Origin of the sequence: Streptomyces sp. NPDC046215 (assembly GCF_040646215.1) — a bacterium.
Classification (GTDB): Bacteria; Actinomycetota; Actinomycetes; order Streptomycetales; family Streptomycetaceae; genus Streptomyces; species Streptomyces stramineus.
This window is the reverse complement of record NZ_JBEYZW010000075.1, coordinates 1-17,480: the sequence shown is the minus strand read 5'-3', so window position 1 is coordinate 17,480 and position 17,480 is coordinate 1. Positions and strand designations below refer to the sequence as shown.

The 17,480-nt window shown below is 71.6% G+C and carries 14 protein-coding genes; 4 read left to right on the top strand and 10 right to left on the bottom strand.

Annotation, left to right across the window (positions count from 1 at the left end; all coding sequences use genetic code 11):
* Window positions 1-10: 10 nt before the first annotated feature.
* Window positions 11-1,162, top strand: a complete 1,152-nt coding sequence (locus tag ABZ951_RS26155; protein ID WP_361280824.1) for a glycerate kinase — start codon at window positions 11-13, stop codon at window positions 1,160-1,162.
* A 272-nt stretch (window positions 1,163-1,434) separates the two neighbouring features.
* Here ABZ951_RS26155 and pssA read toward each other — a convergent pair whose 3' ends face one another.
* The 9 genes from pssA to ABZ951_RS26110 all read right to left on the bottom strand — a co-directional run bounded on the left by pssA (window position 1,435) and on the right by ABZ951_RS26110 (window position 12,282).
* Window positions 1,435-2,289 carry a CDP-diacylglycerol--serine O-phosphatidyltransferase gene (pssA, locus tag ABZ951_RS26150; RefSeq protein ID WP_344094672.1) on the bottom strand — a complete coding sequence of 285 codons (855 nt, stop codon included), beginning with the start codon at window positions 2,287-2,289 and terminating at the stop codon, window positions 1,435-1,437.
* Complete coding sequence (locus ABZ951_RS26145) at window positions 2,276-2,923, bottom strand: phosphatidylserine decarboxylase (RefSeq protein ID WP_344094670.1); 648 nt, start codon at window positions 2,921-2,923, stop codon at window positions 2,276-2,278. Before ABZ951_RS26145 ends, pssA begins: the two co-directional genes overlap by 14 nt.
* A gap of 170 nt (window positions 2,924-3,093) precedes the next feature.
* A complete protein-coding gene (locus ABZ951_RS26140; protein WP_344094668.1) occupies window positions 3,094-4,299 on the bottom strand; it encodes an acyl-CoA dehydrogenase family protein in 1,206 nt (401 codons plus the stop codon).
* Between the two features lies 1 nt (window position 4,300).
* Window positions 4,301-4,813: a MaoC family dehydratase gene (locus ABZ951_RS26135; protein WP_344094706.1), complete on the bottom strand. Its 513-nt coding sequence runs from the start codon at window positions 4,811-4,813 to the stop codon at window positions 4,301-4,303.
* A gap of 5 nt (window positions 4,814-4,818) precedes the next feature.
* A complete protein-coding gene (locus tag ABZ951_RS26130; protein ID WP_344094666.1) occupies window positions 4,819-5,784 on the bottom strand; it encodes a CoA ester lyase in 966 nt (321 codons plus the stop codon).
* Window positions 5,781-7,793 carry a protein meaA gene (locus tag ABZ951_RS26125; protein ID WP_344094664.1) on the bottom strand — a complete coding sequence of 671 codons (2,013 nt, stop codon included), beginning with the start codon at window positions 7,791-7,793 and terminating at the stop codon, window positions 5,781-5,783. The genes ABZ951_RS26130 and ABZ951_RS26125 overlap by 4 nt, the downstream gene beginning before the upstream one ends.
* Complete coding sequence (ccrA, locus tag ABZ951_RS26120) at window positions 7,793-9,130, bottom strand: crotonyl-CoA carboxylase/reductase (RefSeq protein ID WP_344094662.1); 1,338 nt, start codon at window positions 9,128-9,130, stop codon at window positions 7,793-7,795. The genes ABZ951_RS26125 and ccrA overlap by 1 nt, the downstream gene beginning before the upstream one ends.
* Before the next feature lie 379 nt (window positions 9,131-9,509).
* Entirely contained in the window at window positions 9,510-10,340 is an 831-nt protein-coding gene (locus ABZ951_RS26115) for a TetR family transcriptional regulator (RefSeq protein WP_344094660.1), read from the bottom strand.
* Between the two features lie 100 nt (window positions 10,341-10,440).
* Window positions 10,441-12,282 (bottom strand): 3-hydroxybutyryl-CoA dehydrogenase, encoded by a 1,842-nt coding sequence (locus ABZ951_RS26110; RefSeq protein WP_344094658.1) that lies wholly within the window; start codon window positions 12,280-12,282, stop codon window positions 10,441-10,443.
* Between the two features lie 339 nt (window positions 12,283-12,621).
* Between ABZ951_RS26110 and ABZ951_RS26105 the strand changes: the two genes are divergently transcribed.
* Window positions 12,622-13,221 (top strand): HEAT repeat domain-containing protein, encoded by a 600-nt coding sequence (locus ABZ951_RS26105; RefSeq protein WP_344094656.1) that lies wholly within the window; start codon window positions 12,622-12,624, stop codon window positions 13,219-13,221.
* Window positions 13,222-13,231: 10 nt separating this feature from the next.
* On the opposite strand, the gene ABZ951_RS26100 is transcribed toward ABZ951_RS26105, so the two are convergent.
* On the bottom strand, window positions 13,232-13,774 hold the full coding sequence (locus ABZ951_RS26100) for a GNAT family N-acetyltransferase (protein WP_361280819.1): 543 nt from the start codon (window positions 13,772-13,774) through the stop codon (window positions 13,232-13,234).
* A gap of 418 nt (window positions 13,775-14,192) precedes the next feature.
* Between ABZ951_RS26100 and ABZ951_RS26095 the strand changes: the two genes are divergently transcribed.
* Together ABZ951_RS26095 and ABZ951_RS26090 are read left to right on the top strand one after the other, a co-directional pair.
* On the top strand, window positions 14,193-14,639 hold the full coding sequence (locus tag ABZ951_RS26095; protein WP_344096056.1) for an SRPBCC family protein: 447 nt from the start codon (window positions 14,193-14,195) through the stop codon (window positions 14,637-14,639).
* 273 nt (window positions 14,640-14,912) lie between these two features.
* Window positions 14,913-17,342, top strand: a complete 2,430-nt coding sequence (locus tag ABZ951_RS26090) for an MFS transporter (protein ID WP_344096058.1) — start codon at window positions 14,913-14,915, stop codon at window positions 17,340-17,342.
* The last annotated feature ends 138 nt before the right edge of the window (window positions 17,343-17,480 follow it).

Here is a 17,480-nt window from a genome sequence, read left to right as displayed (position 1 = left end):
GGGATTGCCCATGGCAGACGCAGCGGGGACGAAGCGGCGCGTGCTGATCGCCGCGGACAAGTTCAAAGGCTCACTGACGGCCGCGGCGGTCGCCCGGCACCTCACCGCCGGGCTGCTGCGCGCGGCGCCCGGCCTGGACGTGCGCGCTCTGCCCGTCGCCGACGGCGGTGACGGCACGGTCGACGCGGCCGTCGCCGCCGGGTTCGAGCGCCGTGAGGCGCGGGTGACGGGGCCGCTGGGCGCGCCGGTCACCGCCGCGTACGCGCTGCGCGGCGACGGCACCGCCGTGGTGGAAATGGCCGAGGCGTCCGGTCTGAGGCACGCGGGCACGCCCGCGCCGCTGACCGCGACCACCCACGGCACCGGGGAGCTCCTGCGGGCCGCGCTCGACGCGGGCGCCCGCACGGTCGTCCTCGGCGTCGGCGGCAGCGCCACCACGGACGGCGGGGCCGGCATGCTCACGGCGCTCGGCGCGCGGTTCCTCGGGCCCGCCGGGCGGCCCCTCCCGCCCGGCGGCGGCCCCCTCGCGGAGCTCGCCACGGCCGACCTCTCCGGCCTCGACCCCCGCCTCCGGGACACCGCCCTGGTCCTCGCGAGCGACGTCGACAACCCCCTGACGGGCCCGACGGGCGCCCCGGCCGTCTACGGGCCGCAGAAGGGCGCCACACCCGCCGACGTCGCCGCCCTGGACGCCGCCCTCACCCACTACGCGCGCGTCCTGGCCCGGACCGCGGGCCCGCACGCCACCGACCTGGCCCGGGCGCCGGGCGCGGGCGCGGCGGGCGGCCTCGGGTACGGCGCCCTGCTCGGCCTCGGGGCGGTGTTCCGCCCGGGCATCGAGGTGATGCTGGAGGTCCTGGGCTTCGAGGCGGCACTGGACCGGGCCGACCTGGTGATCACGGGGGAGGGCTCCCTGGACGCCCAGACCCTCCACGGGAAGGCTCCCGCGGGGGTCGCGGCGGCGGCGCGCAAGAGGGACGTCGAGGTGGTGGCGGTCTGCGGCCGCGTGTCTCTCGACGAGGAGAGGCTCCGGGAGGCGGGCATCACCAGGGCATACGCCTTGACGGACCTGGAACCGGACGTGTCACGTTGCGTGTCCGAGGCGGGCCCGCTCCTGGAACGGGTCGCGGTCCGGCTGGCCGCCGACTTCCAGCTGACTTGACCGGAGCGGCCCCGCACCGAACCGCCAAGGCCCACCCCCACGGGTTTTTAACCCCCCAGTCACGGGAGGTGGCGGGTCGGAGCGGGTGGGGGTTGTGGGGCGTAAAGCGAAGCAGCCCCACAACCCCCACCCGCGGAGACCCGACACCGCACCATTGACACGCCCCGCGCAGCGGACCGGCCCCGCGCAGCGGAAACGGCAGACACGACGAAGGGCCCGGGCACATTGCCCGGGCCCCACGTCGTAGAAAGGTCAGCGCCGTAGCGACAAGGTCAGCGCCGTAGCGCCACGGCCCGCGCCTCGCGCCGGTTGTCGCGGAACGTGTTCACCCTGCGTGCCGTCGCGAACAGGGGGATGACCGCACCCAGGACCACCTGGAGCGCGCACCCCGTCTGGAGCAGCAGCACCCCGCCGGGCGCGTCGAAGGCCCATGCCGCCAGCAGGCCCATGCTCAGCACGATCCAGCTCAGCATGGCCACCGCGAGCCGGCCCCGCGGCTTGGGGTACTCGACCCGGCTGACCATCAGCCACGCGACACCCACGATCGCGAGCAGCGTCGGGACGAAGGGCAGCTCCAGGAGCACGATCGAGACGACCGTCAGCGCCCCGAAGGGGCTCGGCATCCCCTGGAAGATGCCGTCCCGCAGCTGGACGCAGCTGAACCGCGCCAGGCGCAGCACGACGGCCAGGAGCACCACGATCGCCGCCACGGCCGACACCCGCTGGTGCGCGTCGTCGGCGACCATGCCCCAGACGACCACGAAGTACGCGGGCGCCAGCCCGAAGCTGATCAGATCCGAGAGGTTGTCCAGCTCCGCGCCCATCGCCGAGCTGCGCAGCTTGCGCGCCACGAGCCCGTCGAAGAGGTCGAAGACGGAGGCGAGGAGCATCAGTATCACGGCGGTGGCCGCGCTGTGGCGGGCCATGCCGCCGTCCTCGTTGCCCGTCAGGTGCGGGATGAGGACGCCGGTGGTGGTGAAGTACACGGCCATGAAGCCGCAGATCGCGTTACCGAGCGTGAGCGTGTCCGCTATCGACAGCCGGGTGGACAGGGGCATGTCGTCCCCGTCCTCCACCTCCGCCTCGGGCACCCAGGCAGCCTGTGTGTCCGGATCAATCACGGTCAAGGCGTGTCACCCCTGCCGTGGTGGGCTGGCCGACCTCGACCGCGACCTCGATCCCCTCCGGGAGGTAGATGTCGACGCGCGAGCCGAACCGGATCAGACCGATCCGCTCGCCCTGCTCCACCTTGGTGTCCTGGGGCACGTACGGCACGATCCGGCGGGCGACGGCGCCGGCGATCTGCACCATCTCGATGTCGCCGAGCTCGGTGTCGAAGTGCCAGACGACGCGCTCGTTGTTCTCGCTCTCCTTGTTGAACGCCGGGACGAACCCGCCGGGGATGTGCTCGACCGACGTCACGGTGCCGGCCAGCGGCGCGCGGTTGACGTGGACGTTCAACGGGCTCATGAAGATCGCGACGCGGGTGCGCCCGTCCTTCCACGGCATGATGCTCTGCACCACACCGTCGGCCGGGGAGATGACGCGGCCCTGGGTGATCTCGCGATCGGGGTCGCGGAAGAACCACAGCATGCCCGCCGCGAGCGCGGTGGTGGGCACGGCCAGTGCCGCCCAGCGGCCGGAGCGGCGGGCGCGGGTGAGGCTGACCGCTGCCGTGGCGACGGTCGGGAGGAGCCACGGCGATGCTCCGCGCGCAAGGCGGACGCGGCCGCGTGGTGCAGAGGAAGAGCTGTGGGGCATGGGTGACCTTCGTAGCGGAGGGTGCCGCGTAACGATTGGGGGACGGCGGCTTTCCGGGGATGCTATCGGTTGAGACCGGCAACTGGCTAAGCGCCAGGGCCAGTCCGTGGCCGAACACCGATGACTGGGTGTGATCTTCTTCTCGGTCAAACCACCCCTAATCGGAACAATTATCCCTGGAGTCGGTACTCCTCGAGTAGCCGACGTCCAATGATCATTTTCTGGATCTCGGCCGTACCCTCGCCGATGAGCAGCATCGGGGCCTCGCGGTAGAGGCGCTCGATCTCGTACTCCTTGGAGAAGCCGTATCCGCCGTGGATACGGAAGGCGTCCTCGACCACTTCCTTGCAGTACTCGGACGCCAGGTACTTGGCCATTCCGGCCTCGAGGTCGTTGCGCTGCCCCGAGTCCTTCTTGCGTGCTGCGTTCACCATCATCGCATGCGCCGCTTCGACCTTTGTCCCCATTTCAGCAAGTTTGAACTGAATGGCCTGGTGTTGGGCGATGGCTTTTCCGAAGGTATGACGCTGTTGTGCGTAGGAGATGCCCAGTTCGAACGCACGCTGAGCGACGCCGCAGCCACGCGCCGCGACATTGACGCGGCCGACCTCCACGCCGTCCATCATCTGGTAAAAACCCCGGCCGGTGACGCCGCCGAGGACCCGGTCGGCCGGCACGCGCAGCCCGTCCATGATCAACTCGGTGGTGTCGACGCCCTTGTAGCCCATTTTGTCGATCTTTCCGGGGATGGTCAGCCCCGGCTTGACCTCGCCGAACCCCGGCTCCTTCTCGATGAGGAAGGTGGTCATCGACTTGTGCGGGGCGGTCCCCTCGGGGTGACCCTCGTCCGTCCGACACAGCACCGCCACGAGCGTGGAGGACCCGCCGTTGGTCAGCCACATCTTCTGGCCGTTGAGGACGTACGCGTCACCCTCGCGGACGCCCTTGGACGTGATGGCCGACACATCCGAGCCCAGGCCGGGCTCGGACATCGAGAACGCGCCCCGAACGTCCCCTGTGGCCATCTTCGGCAGGAAATAGTCCTTTTGTTCCTGCGTGCCGTGCTGCTTGAGCATGTAGGCCACGATGAAGTGCGTGTTGATGATCCCCGACACGCTCATCCAGCCGCGGGCGATCTCCTCGACGCAGAGCGCGTATGTGAGAAGGGACTCACCGAGGCCGCCGTACTCCTCGGGGATCATCAGGCCGAACAGCCCGAGTTCCTTGAGGCCCTCGACTATCCGCGTCGGGTACTCGTCGCGGTGCTCCAGCTCGGTCGCGACCGGGATGATCTCTTTGTCGACGAATTCACGGACCGTGGCGAGAATTTCCCGCTGGATGTCGGTCAGGCCGTCGGTCTGCGCGAGGCGCCGCATCTCACTTCTCCCGGGTGATCGGCTCGGGGCGGCCGGGCTGTTCTCCGCCGCGCTCCTTGATGTACGTGGCGGTCGGCACCATCACCTTGCGCCGGAAGACGCAGACGACGGTCCCGTCCTGCTTGTAGCCCTTGGTCTCGACGTACACGACGCCGCGGTCGTCACGGGACTTCGACGGCGTCTTGTCCAGCACGGTCGTCTCGCCGTAGAGGGTGTCGCCGTGGAAGGTCGGCGCGATGTGCTTGAGCGACTCGACCTCCAGATTGGCGATCGCCTTGCCCGAGACATCGGGGACGGACATGCCCAGCAGCAGCGAGTAGACGTAATTGCCGACCACGACGTTCCGGCCGAAATCGGTCGTCTTCTCGGCGTAGTTGGCGTCCATGTGCAGCGGGTGGTGGTTCATGGTGAGCAGGCAGAAGAGGTGGTCGTCGTACTCGGTGACCGTCTTGCCGGGCCAGTGCTTGTACACGTCGCCGACGGTGAACTCCTCGAAGGTGCGGCCGAACTGCATGGTGCTCACGCCTCCGGGATCTCGAACTTGGACGTACGCGTCATGCCGGCCGCCCGGCCCTTCCCGGAGATGACCAGGGCCATCTTCCGGCTGGCCTCGTCGATCATCTCGTCGCCGAGCATCGCCGAGCCCTTCTTGCCGCCCGCCTCGGAGGTGCAGTAGTCGTAGGCGTCCAGGATCAGCTCGGCGTGGTCGTAGTCCTCCTGGGAGGGCGAGAAGATCTCGTTGGCGAGCTCCACCTGGTCCGGGTGCAGCACCCACTTGCCGTCGAAGCCCAGCGCCGCCGCGCGCCCGGCCACCTCGCGGTAGCCGTCGGAGTTGCGGATCTGCAGGTACGGGCCGTCGATGGCCTGCAGATCGTTGGCCCGGGCCGCCATGAGGATGCGCATCAGGATGTAGTGATAGGCGTCCGCGCCGTAGCCGGGGGGCTGGTGGCCCACCACGAGGGACTTCATGTTGATGGACGCCATGAAGTCGGCCGGGCCGAAGATGATCGTCTCCACGCGCGGGGACGCGGCGGCGATGTCGTCGACGTTGACCAGGCCCCGGGCGTTCTCGATCTGCGCCTCGATGCCGATGCGCCCCACCTCGAAGCCCATGGTCTTCTCGATCTGCGTCAGCAGCAGGTCCAGGGCGACGATCTGCTGGGCGTCCTGAACCTTCGGCAGCATGATGCAGTCGAGGTTGGGGCCCGCGCCCTCCACGACCGTGATCACGTCGCGGTACGTCCAGTGCGTCGTCCAGTCGTTGACCCGTACGACCCTGGTCTTGCCCGTCCAGTCGCCGTTGTTGAGCGCGTCGACGATCGTGTGCCGGGCGCCCTCCTTGGCCAGGGGCGCGCACGCGTCCTCCAGGTCCAGGAAGACCTGGTCGGCGGCCAGGCCCTGGGCCTTCTCCAGGAACCGCGGGTTGCTGCCGGGGACGGCGAGGCAGGAGCGGCGGGGCCGCAGACGGTTGACGGACGGAGTCATGCGGGGACCTCCAGAGGGTCGAGGTGGTTCGCTTTCCGGATCTCGTCGACGATACGGCCGATGATCTCCGTGATGCCGAAGTCCTTGGGGGTGAAGACGGCCGCGACACCGGCCGCCTTCAGGGCGACGGCGTCGGCCGAGGGGATGATGCCACCGACGATCACGGGCATGTCGTCCGCCCCCGTGGCGCGCAGCCGGGTCAGCACGTCCGGCACCAGCTCGGCGTGCGAGCCGGACAGGATCGACAGCCCCACGCAGTGCACGTCCTCGGCGACGGCCGCCGAGACGATCTGCTCGGGGGTCAGCCGGATGCCCTGGTAGACGACCTCGAAGCCGGCGTCGCGGGCCCGTACGGCGATCTGTTCGGCGCCGTTGGAGTGCCCGTCCAGGCCGGGTTTGCCGACCAGCAGCCGCAGCTTGCCGCTGCCCAGCTCCTCGGCCGTGCGCGCGACCTTCTCGCGGACCGCCGCCAGCGGGGTGCCGGACTCCGCCGCCACGGCCACCGGGGCGCTGCTGACGCCCGTGGGGGCCCGGAACTCGCCGAAGACGTCCCGCAGCGCCCAGGCCCACTCGCCGGTCGTCACACCGGCGCGTACGCACTCCAGGGTGGCGGCCATCAGGTTCTCCGTGCCCGCCGCGGCCTTCTTCAGCGCCGACAGGCACTCCTGGGCGCGGCCCTCGTCGCGGTTGTCGCGCCAGGTGTGCAGGGCGGCCACCACGCGGGCCTCGTTGGCCGGGTCGACGGTCATGATCGCGGTGTCGAGGTCGGCGGTGAGCGGGTTGGGCTCGGTCGACTCGTAGCAGTTGACGCCGATGATCTTCTCGTCGCCGGCCTCGATCCGCGCCCGCCGCTCGGCGTGCGAGGAGACCAGCTGGGACTTGAGGTAGCCGGACTCGACGGCGGCCATGGCGCCGCCCATCCGCTCGATGCGCTCGATCTCGGCCAGGCACTCGGTGACGAGCGAGGCCACCTTGGCCTCGATGACGTGCGACCCGGCGAAGATGTCCTCGTACTCCAGCAGGTCGCTCTCGTGGGCGAGGACCTGCTGGATGCGCAGCGACCACTGCTGGTCCCAGGGGCGGGGCAGGCCCAGCGCCTCGTTCCAGGCGGGCAGCTGCACGGCGCGGGCGCGGGCGTCCTTGGAGAGGGTGACGGCCAGCATCTCCAGGACGATGCGCTGGACGTTGTTCTCCGGCTGGGCCTCGGTCAGGCCGAGGGAGTTGACCTGGACGCCGTAGCGGAACCGCCGCTGCTTGGGGTTCTCGATGCCGTACCGCTCCCGGGTCACCTGGTCCCAGATGCGGCCGAAGGCGCGCATCTTGCACATCTCCTCGACGAAGCGGACGCCCGCGTTGACGAAGAAGGAGATCCGGGCGACGACATCGCCCTTGCGGTCCTCGGGGATCTGCCCGGACGCGAAGACCGCGTCGAGGACGGCGATCGCGGTGGACATCGCGTAGGAGATCTCCTGGACCGGAGTGGCCCCCGCCTCCTGCAGGTGGTAGCTGCAGATGTTGATCGGGTTCCACTTGGGGATCCGGTTCACCGTGTAGGTGATCATGTCCGTCGTCAGCCGCAGGGACGGGCCGGGCGGGAAGACGTGGGTGCCGCGGGAGAGGTACTCCTTGACGATGTCGTTCTGGGTCGTGCCCGACAGCCGGGTGATGTCGGCGCCCTGCTCCTCCGCGACCACCTGGTACATCGCCAGCAGCCACATGGCGGTGGCGTTGATGGTCATGGAGGTGTTCATCTGCTCCAGCGGGATGTCCTGGAACAGCCGCCGCATGTCACCGAGGTGGGCGACGGGGACCCCGACCCGGCCGACCTCGCCGCGGGCGAGGATGTGGTCGGGGTCGTAGCCCGTCTGCGTCGGCAGGTCGAACGCGACCGACAGGCCGGTCTGGCCCTTGGCGAGGTTACGCCGGTACAGCTCGTTGGACGCCTCGGCGGTCGAGTGCCCCGCGTAGGTCCGCATGAGCCAGGGCCGGTCTTTGCGACGTTCGGTCATCACACATTCCGGAAGCGGTTGATGGCGTCGATGTGCGTCGCCCGCAGCTCGTGGTCGCGCACCCCCATGCCCTCCTCCGGGGCCAGGGCGAGCACGCCGACCTTGCCCTGGTGGAGGTTGCGGTGGACGTCGTAGGCCGCCTGGCCGGTCTCGTCCAGCCGGTAGGTCTTGGACAGCGTGGGGTGGATCTTCCCCTTCGCGATCAGGCGGTTGGCCTCCCACGACTCGCGGTAGTTGGCGAAGTGCGAGCCGATGATCCGCTTCAGCGACATCCACAGGTAGCGGTTGTCGTACTCGTGCTTGAAGCCGGAGGTGGAGGCGCAGGTGACGATCGTGCCGCCCTTGCGGGTGACGTAGACGCTGGCGCCGAAGGTCTCGCGGCCGGGGTGCTCGAAGACGATGTCGACGTCCTCGCCGCCGGTGAGTTCGCGGATGTCCTTGCCGAGGCGCTTCCACTCGCGGGGGTTCTGGTGGTGCTCGTCCTCCCAGAACCGGTAGCCCTCCGCGGTGCGGTCGATGATCGCCGTGGCGCCCATCGCCCGGCAGATCTCCGCCTTCTGCGGGCTGGAGACCACACAGATGGGGTTGGCCCCGCCGGCCAGCGCGAACTGGGTGGCGTACGAGCCGAGTCCGCCGCTGGCGCCCCAGATCAGGACGTTGTCGCCCTGCTTCATCCCGGCGCCGTTGCGGGAGACCAGCTGCCGGTAGGCGGTGGAGTTGACCAGGCCCGGGACGGCCGCTTCCTCCCAGGTCAGGTGCTTGGCCTTGGGCATCAGCTGGTTGGACTTCACCAGGGCGATCTCGGCCAGGCCGCCGAAGTTGGTCTCGAAGCCCCAGATGCGCTGCTCGGGGTCGAGCATGGTGTCGTCGTGCCCGTCGGCCCGCTCCAGCTCCACCGACAGGCAGTGCGCGACGACCTCGTCGCCCGGCTTCCAGGCGTTGACGCCGGGCCCGGTGCGCAGCACGACGCCCGACAGGTCGGAGCCGATGATGTGGTACGGCAGGTCGTGGCGCTTGGCGAGCGGCGAGGTGCGCCCGTAGCGCTCCAGGAAGCCGAACGTCGACATGGGCTCGAAGATCGAGGTCCAGACCGAGTTGTAGTTCACCGAACTGGCCATGACGGCCACGAGCGCCTCACCGGGCCCGAGTTCGGGGACCGGCACCTCCTCCACGTGGAGCGACTTGCGCGGGTCCTTCTCCTTGGTGGCGAGGCCGGCGAACATCTCGGTCTCGCTCTTGTGCACGGTCACCGCGCGGTACGACTCGGGGATGGACAGGGCCGCGAAGTCCTGGGGCGTACTGTCCGACGCGAGGATGGCGTCGAGTATCTGGTTCATGGGAGTGGCCTCCGGCGAAGCGCGTCGTGGAACGGCTTGAGGGAACGTCGGGGGTGGTGCAGAGGCGGTGCCGTCGGTTCGGCGGTGGTGCTGGGCGCGCGCTGGTGAGCGCGAAAGAGCCTGTGACGCAGGCGTCCGGGCGCACAAGGTGCTTGTGGGGACAGCCGGCGCACGACGTTGGTGCGTCTGCGCGCCGGCCGCCCGGACACCCACAACGTATGGCACCGCGTGCCACTCGACAAGACACTCGGTGCCAACAATTTCTCTCAGATGTCATCCGCAGGGCACGTATGAGCAACAAAAACGGCCGCCCCGGAACGGGGCGGCCGTGGTGATGAATCGGAATTATGGTGTCAAAGTGTGGCGAATCCCCGGTGGATCAGCCCTTCTTGAGCGCCTTCTCGATGACGCGCATGACCTCGGCGAGCGGCGCGTCCGTACGGGCCACCGTGACCAGCACCTCGCCCTCCGCCCGGGCCGTGGCGGCCGGGGCGCTCTCCTGGGCGGAGCGCCCGGCGCCGATGCCCGTGCCGAACGTCTCCCGCACGATGGCGAAGGCGTGGTCGAGCTGGGTCTCCACATCGCCCTCACCGCCGCCGCGCAGCCACCGCCGCAGCACGTGGTTGTGCGCGGTGACGACCGCGGACGCGGCCACCTCGGCGAGCAGCGGGTCGTCGTCGCCGGCGTGGTGGGCGCTCTCGTCGAAGTGCCCCAGGAGGTACCGGGTGAAGAGCCGCTCGTAGCGGGCCACCGAGGCGATCTCGCGCTCGCGGAGCGCGGGCACCTCGCGGGTCAGGCGGTAGCGCTCGACGGAGACGGCCGGGGAGGCCGCGTACATCCGCATGACCTCCTTGATCCCCCGGCAGACGGTGTCGAGCGGGTTCTCGTGCGGGGGAGCGGCGTCGAGCACGCCGGCCGCCCGGACGAGGGTGTCGTCGTGGTCGGGGAAGATCGCCTCTTCCTTGGAGCGGAAGTGGCGGAAGAAGGTCCGGCGGGCGACGCCGGCCGCGGCCGCGATCTCGTCGACCGTCGTCGCCTCGTAGCCCTTCGTGGCGAACAACTCCATGGCGGCCGCCGCGAGTTTGCGGCGCATGGTGAGCCGCTGGGCGGCGGCGCGGCGGCTGCCCGCGCTCTCGGGGCCGGCGTGCGGCTCTCGGGGTTCTTCGGCGGCCGGGCGCGGGGTGCGGACGGCCTTGGCGGGCTGGGGCATGTGGGGAACGTAACACGCGTCCGTACGGGCGTGCCGGGGCGGACCGCAGGCCGGTTCCAGCAGACCGCCCCACCCCACGGCGTCGTCGGGCACCCGGCCGTCAGCGCCGGGCGTACTCACGGAAGCCGCGGCCCGTCTTGCGGCCCAGGCAGCCCGCCGCCACCAGGTGCTCCAGCAGGGGCGCGGGCGCGAGCCCGGGGTCGCGGAACTCGCGGTGCAGGACCTTCTCGATGGCCAGGGACACGTCCAGGCCCACGACGTCCAGCAGCTCGAAGGGGCCCATGGGGTAGCCGCCGCCGAGCTTCATCGCGGCGTCGATGTCGTCCAGCGTCGCGTAGTGCTCCTGCACCATCTTCACGGCGTTGTTCAGGTACGGGAACAGCAGCGCGTTGACGATGAACCCGGCCCGGTCGCCGCAGTCCACCGGGTGCTTGCGGACCCGGGCGCACACCGCGCGGGCGGTCGCGTGGACGTCGTCGGCGGTCAGCACGGTCCGCACGACCTCGACGAGCTTCATCGCCGGTGCCGGGTTGAAGTAGTGCAGCCCGATGACGTCCTGCGGGCGCGACGTGGCGCGGGCGCAGGCGATGACCGGCAGCGACGACGTCGTCGTGGCCAGCACCGCGCCCGGCCGGCAGATCTTGTCGAGCGCGGTGAACAGCTGCTGCTTGACCGCGAGGTCCTCCGCCACCGCCTCGATCACGAGATCGGCGTCCGCGAAGGCGTCGAGCGATGCGGCCGGGACGATCGCGGCGAGGGCGCTGTCCCGCTCCGCCGCCGTCAGCCGGCCCTTCTCCACCGAGCGGGCCAGGGACTTCGCCACCCGGGCCTTCGCCGCCTCCGCCTTCTCCGGAGAGCGCGCCGCGAGCACCACCCGGTACCCGGCCTTGGCGAAGACCTCGGCGATGCCGCTCGCCATGGTCCCCGACCCGGCGACGCCCACGCAGCCCACCTCCCGGGCGCCGGCGGACCCCTCCGCGCCGGCCTGCGGCGTCAGCGCGTCGGGCACCGTGAGGGCCGCGTCCGCGGCGTCGTAGGTGTAGAAGCCGCGGCCCGCCTTGCGGCCGGTCAGACCGGCCTCCGCGAGCTGGCCCAGGATCGGCGCGGGCGCGTGCAGCCGGTCGTGGGAGGCGGCGTACATCGCCTCCAGGACGGTGCGGGCGGTGTCGATGCCGATCAGGTCGAGCAGGGCGAGCGGCCCCATCGGCAGCCCGCAGCCCAGCCGCATCGCCGCGTCGATGTCCTCCCGCGTCGCGTAGCGCGACTCGTACATCGCGGCGGCCTGGTTGAGGTAGCCGAACAGCAGCCCGTCGGCGACGAACCCGGGCCGGTCCCCGACCGCGACCGGCTCCTTGCCCAGCTCCTGGGCGAGCTCCGTGACCGCGGCCACGGCGGCGGGCGCGGTGAGCACCGAGGAGACGACCTCGACGAGCTTCATCGCCGGCGCCGGGTTGAAGAAGTGCATCCCGAGCACCCGCTCGGGGCGGGCCGAGTCGGCGGCGAGCCGGGTCACCGACAGGGCGTTGGTGCCCGTCGCCAGGATCGCGTCGGGGCGGACGATCGCGTCCAGGGCGGTGAAGACCTCGTGCTTGAGGGCGTAGTCCTCCGGCACCACCTCGATCACCAGGTCGGCGCCGGCGGCCGCCGACAGCTCGCGGGAGGTGCGGAAGCGGCCCAGGACGGCCTGCCGCTCCGGCTCCGTGATCCGCTCACGGCGCACCGAGCGGGCGGTGGCGGCCTCCAGCGCGCGGACGGCGTGCGCCGCGGCCTCGCCGGAGACGTCGATGCCGATGACCTCGCGCCCGGCCCGGGCCAGCACCTCGGCGATGCCGGCCCCCATGGTGCCGAGGCCGACGACGGCGACGGTGCGCAGCCGGGAAGGGGGAGTGAGCGGAGAGCCGGAGGGGACAGGGGACGGCTCAGGGGTGGACGTACGGTCCATCGCGAGACTCCAGAAGGTGTTCCCCGTGCACAGGGGATACGTCGGTTGGGTGCCGGTCGCGTGAGCGGTCCCGGGGGAACCGCGGCGACCGGGGGATTTCCGGGTACGGGTAAGGAGCGCCCACCGAAAAGGAGTTGTACGACCGGCAGGCCCTGTCCCGGGGCCGTGCCGTACTCGACGTGCCGAACCGACGTCACAGCAATGGCGGCCGCGTCACAGGCCGCCCGAGCAGGTGTGCTGCTCTTGCCGGGGAGATTAACTCACGGGTAACCAAGAGCGCCAGAGGGCGGGCGGGCGACTTACGATGTGGTCCAGGCCACTCGGGGAGGAGAGCGGGCAGTGGAAGAGGAATTTCGTGCGTTGCTCAAGCGCGTCCGGGCCGAACTGGTCACCCCCGCCGAGTTCTCGGCCTTCGAGGAGCTGCTCGCGCTCGTCCGCGCGGGCGGCCGCCGCCCCGGCCGCCGGGACGAGCTCGCCGGCATCCTGACCGCCGCCGAACAGCCCCTGTGGGCCAGGGAGATAGCCGCCTTCGCCCTCGGCACCGAGGGCGACCGCCGGGCGTTCGAGACGCTCGTCCTCCTGCTCAACTACCGCGAGCCCGTGCGCTGCGCCACCGCCGCCCGCGTCCTGGCCCGCCTGCGCGACCCCCGCACCGCCCGCGCCGCCGCCGCCCTCGCCACCAACCCCCTGCGCACCGCCTACGCCCTGCACCCCGTCCGGCTCCTCACCGAGCTCCGCGCCCCCGAGTCCGTGCCGGCGCTCCTGTCCACCCTGGAGCGGCTGCTGGCCGCCCGGGACCACTGCTGGCCCATCGCGCGCGCCTGCGTCGAGGGCCTGGGCGCGCTGGGCGACCGCCGGGCGGAGGACGCCCTGGTGGCCGCCCGCCGCCACGACCGGCTGCGCGACGCGGCGGTGGAGGCCCTGGCGCGCCTGGCGTGACCGGCGCGCCTCAGCCGGTGCGGCCCGGGCCCGCCAGGGCCCGGGCGTAGCGCATCTCGGGCACGGCCGCACCGCCCGCGTCGTCCGCCGCCTCGGCGCCGTCGGCGGTGAACCCCGCCCGCTCGTAGAAGGCCCGGGCCCGCGCGTTGCCCTCCACGACCCACAGCCGCATCGCGCGAAAGCCGCGCCCCGCCGCGGCCCCGACCGCGGCCGCGCACAGGGCCCGGCCGACGCCGGTGCCGATCCGGTCGGGGCGGACGTACAGCGCGTACAGCTCCGCGACCCCCTCCGGGCGGTCGTCGTCCCGGGACGGCCCGTAGCACGCCCAGCCCAGGACGCCCTCCGTCCGCCCTTCCTCCTCGGCGACGAGGTTCACCACGTGCTCGCCCGCCGCGCGGAGGTGCTCCCGCCGCAGCTCCGTCTCCCGCGCCACGTCGAGGGCGTCGAGGTGGGCCCGCGGCAACAGCCCGGCGTACGCGGCCCGCCAGCCGCCCACCCGGATCGCGGCCACCGCGGCCGCGTCGGCCTCGGTCATGTTCCGTATGCGCACCATGGACGGATGTTAAGCGGGGCCGTGCCCCGAGGGGGCGCGGGGAACTGCGCGACCAGCCACCAGCACCCGCAGGTGACGCCCGGCTTCCAGCCAGGCGCTGAGCGCCCCGGCTCGGGCGTGGGCGTTCCCCGCACCATGGGCGCGTGCTGAGCAGGGCCGTGCCCCGAGGGGGCGCGGGGAACTGCGCGATCAGCCACCAGCACCCGCAGGTGACGCCCGGCTTCCAGCCAGGCGCTGAGCGCCCCGGCTCGGGCGTGGGCGTTCCTTTCCGGCCATCTGCGGTCATCCATGGCCAGTCGCGATCGACGATGTTCAGTCATGTGCATCAGGAGGGTGCCATCCCGGATTTGGGCGGGTGTGACGATGGTGGTTGGCTGTGGCGCTAAGCAGGTACGCACGACGTCCGGGAGGACAAGCCATGGGCCAGGTCGAGGCCACCACGGAGCGGATCATCGCGGCGGACCCGGAGGAGGTGTTCGACGCGCTGGCCGACTACACCGGCACCCGCGCCAAGCTGCTGCCCGAGCACTTCAGCGAGTACGAGGTGCGCGAGGGCGGCGACGGCGAGGGCACCCGGGTGCACTGGAAGCTCCAGGCCACCAGCAAGCGGGTCCGGGACTGTCTGCTGGAGGTCACCGAGCCGACCACCGGTCAGCTGGTCGAGAAGGACCTCAACTCCTCCATGGTCACCACCTGGACCGTCACCCCGGCCGGCGAGGGCAAGGCCAGGGCGGTCGTTACCACCGTGTGGAACGGCGCCGGCGGCATCGGCGGCTTCTTCGAGCGGGCCTTCGCGCCCAAGGGCCTCGCCCGCATCTACGACGCCGTGCTCGAAAACCTCGCCGAAGAGGTGGAAAAGAAGTAACAGGAGCCACAGGAGTTCTCCGGTGCCGGTTCCGGCACCGGAGGGCCCGGAGGAAACAGCCGAGGGGCACGTCGGCGGAAGCCCGGACCGGGATCGGTCCGGGCTTCACCTGTTCGAGTGGTTTCCCCGGCGCCTTCTCGGTGCGTCGTATGCCTCCGACCGGCGCGAAAGCCGCACAGGGGACGCTCTCGGGTCATTACTCTCGCTTGCTTGCTGTTGTCGCGAAATGCGAGAAAAGGGCGGCGATGCAGGGCAGATGAGGGGAGCGGATACGTGGGCGGGACCACATTCGGGACCACCTTGGTACAGAGCGAGGAGGTACCCGCTGCGCGCAGCCCGGGCCCGCCGCCCGACCTCCCCCTCCCGCCCGGGCCCGCCCCGGACCCCGGAGAACCCCGGCTCGGCCCGGCGCGGGTCCGCCTCGTCTTCACCGGACTGCTCCTCGCGCTGCTCCTCGCCGCGCTCGACCAGACCATCGTCGCCACCGCCCTCCCGAAGATCGTCGGAGAGCTGCACGGCCTCGACCGGATGTCCTGGGCGGTCACGGCCTACCTGCTCAGCTCCACCGCCGTGCTGCCGGTCTACGGCAAGCTGGGCGACCTCTTCGGCCGCAAGGGCGTCTTCGTCTTCTCGATCCTCGTCTTCATCGCCGGCTCCGCGCTCGCCGGCCGGGCCGGGAGCATGGACCAGCTCATCGCCTTCCGCACGGTGCAGGGCATCGGCGGCGGCGGTCTGCTGATCGGGGTGCAGGCGATCATCGCCGACATCGTGCCGCCCCGGGAGCGTGGCCGGTTCATGGGAGTCATCGGCGCCGCCTTCGGCCTCGCCTCCGTCGCCGGCCCGCTGCTCGGCGGCTTCTTCACCGACCACGCGTCCTGGCGCTGGTGCTTCTACCTCAACATCCCCGTCGGCCTCCTCACCCTCGCCGTCGTCACCTTCGGCCTGAAGCTCCCCAGGCCCGCCCGGCGGGCGCGCTTCGACGTCCTCGGCGCGGTGCTGCTGATGGCCTTCACCACCTGCCTGGTGCTGCTCACGACGTGGGGCGGCACCGAGTACGCCTGGCGGTCCCGCGAAATCGTCGGACTCGGTGCGGCCGCGCTGGGCACCGCCCTGCTCTTCGTCGTCGTCGAGAACCTCGTCGCGGAACCGCTCATCCCCCCGCACCTCTTCCGCGACCGGACCTTCAACGTCTGCGCGCTCGTGGGCGCGGTCATGGGCGTCGGCCTTTTCGGCGCCGCCACCTATCTGCCCACCTTCCTGCAGATGGTCGACGGCGCCGACGCCACCGAGTCCGGCCTGCTGATGATCCCGATGATGGGCGGCATCGTCCTCGCCTCCCTCCTCACCGGCCGGCTCATCAGCCGCACCGGCCGCTGCAGGCCCTTCCCCGTCATCGGCTGCGCCCTCGCCGCCGTCGGCATGTACCTGCTCTCCCACCTCGACACCGACACCGAACGCGCCGTCTACAGCCTCTGGACGGGCGTCCTCGGCCTCGGCATCGGGCTGGCCCTGCCGGTCCTCGTCCTGGCCGTCCAGAACTCCGTCCACCCGGCCGACCTCGGCACGGCCACCAGCGCCAACAACTACTTCCGGCAGATCGGCGGCGCGATCGGCGCGGCCGTCTTCGGCACGCTCTTCGCCCGCCGCCTCACCGAGCGGCTCGCCGACGAACTGCCGCACCGCCCCGGTCTGCCCGACCCGGAATCGATCACCCCGCAGCTGGTGCACGCCCTGCCCGCCGCCCTGCGCGACGGCTACGTACGGGCCTATGCCGACGCCATGCCCCGGATCTTCCTCTATCTGGTACCGGTCCTCATCCTCGGTTTTCTGCTCGCCTTCCTGCTGAAAGAGAAACCCCAGGTGTCCCAGAACGCTCCCGAAGCCCCCACCATCCCGTCCGCGCGGCCGGCGCCGCCCGAGAGCGAGCCCGCTTTCGTCGCCGGGATCCCCGTGACCGGCATCGTCCAGCACCCCGACGGCACCACCGTCCCGCGCGCCGCGCTCACCCTCATCGACGTCCGAGGCCGGCAGATCGGGCGGGGCGCCACCGGCGAGGACGGGCGGTACGCGCTCAGCACGCCCGGCACCGGCTCGTACGTGATGATCGCCGCCGCCGCGGGCCACCAGCCCCAGGCGGTCACCGTCACCGTCGGCGAACGGCCCGTGGAGCTCGACGTGGTCCTCGGCGGCGCCGGGCGGCTCGCGGGCACCGTCCTCACCCCCGACGGAAACCCGGTGCGCGACGCCCTCGTGACCCTGACCAACGTGCACGGCGAGGTCGTCTCCACCACCCGCACCGGCCGCGAAGGCGCCTACGTGATCTCGGAGTTGGTGGCCGGCGAGTACACCCTCGCCTCCAGCGCCCCGGCCTTCCGGCCCGCCGCCCTGCCGGTCACCGTCCAGTCCTGCCGCGAGACCCGGCAGGACATCGAGCTCGCGGGCGGCGCGGTGCTGCGCGGCGTCGTCAAGGCCGGGGCGGGCCGGCCCGTCGAGGACGCCCGCGTCACCCTCCTGGACGCCGCGGGCAACGTCGTGGACTCCGCCTCCACCGGCGCCGACGGCGCGTTCCGCTTCGTGGACCTCTCCGCGGGCGAGTACACCGTCATCGCCGCGGGCTACCCGCCCGTCGCCACCGTGCTCCAGGTCGCCGGCGGCGGCCGCACCGAACGCGACCTGCAACTGGGCCACTCCGACGAGGGCTGAGGGGAGAGAGCCGGCGGGTGTCCGCCCGTCGCCGCCGCCCGGGGCCGACCAGCCCGGCCCCGGGCGGCACGCCCGGGGGGGGGGGGGGGGGCGCGCCCCCCCCCCCCCCGCGCGGGCTCGGCCGGGCGCGCGCCCCGG

Coding starts and splice junctions, on each gene's coding strand:
- ABZ951_RS26155 (WP_361280824.1), top strand. CDS start 11: ATGGCAGACGCAGCGGGGACGAAGCGGCGCGTGCTGATCGCCGCGGAC.
- ABZ951_RS26145 (WP_344094670.1), bottom strand. CDS start 2,923: ATGCCCCACAGCTCTTCCTCTGCACCACGCGGCCGCGTCCGCCTTGCG.
- ABZ951_RS26140 (WP_344094668.1), bottom strand. CDS start 4,299: ATGCGGCGCCTCGCGCAGACCGACGGCCTGACCGACATCCAGCGGGAA.
- ABZ951_RS26135 (WP_344094706.1), bottom strand. CDS start 4,813: ATGCAGTTCGGCCGCACCTTCGAGGAGTTCACCGTCGGCGACGTGTAC.
- ABZ951_RS26130 (WP_344094666.1), bottom strand. CDS start 5,784: ATGACTCCGTCCGTCAACCGTCTGCGGCCCCGCCGCTCCTGCCTCGCC.
- ABZ951_RS26125 (WP_344094664.1), bottom strand. CDS start 7,793: ATGACCGAACGTCGCAAAGACCGGCCCTGGCTCATGCGGACCTACGCG.
- ccrA (WP_344094662.1), bottom strand. CDS start 9,130: ATGAACCAGATACTCGACGCCATCCTCGCGTCGGACAGTACGCCCCAG.
- ABZ951_RS26115 (WP_344094660.1), bottom strand. CDS start 10,340: ATGCCCCAGCCCGCCAAGGCCGTCCGCACCCCGCGCCCGGCCGCCGAA.
- ABZ951_RS26110 (WP_344094658.1), bottom strand. CDS start 12,282: ATGGACCGTACGTCCACCCCTGAGCCGTCCCCTGTCCCCTCCGGCTCT.
- ABZ951_RS26100 (WP_361280819.1), bottom strand. CDS start 13,774: ATGGTGCGCATACGGAACATGACCGAGGCCGACGCGGCCGCGGTGGCC.
- ABZ951_RS26095 (WP_344096056.1), top strand. CDS start 14,193: ATGGGCCAGGTCGAGGCCACCACGGAGCGGATCATCGCGGCGGACCCG.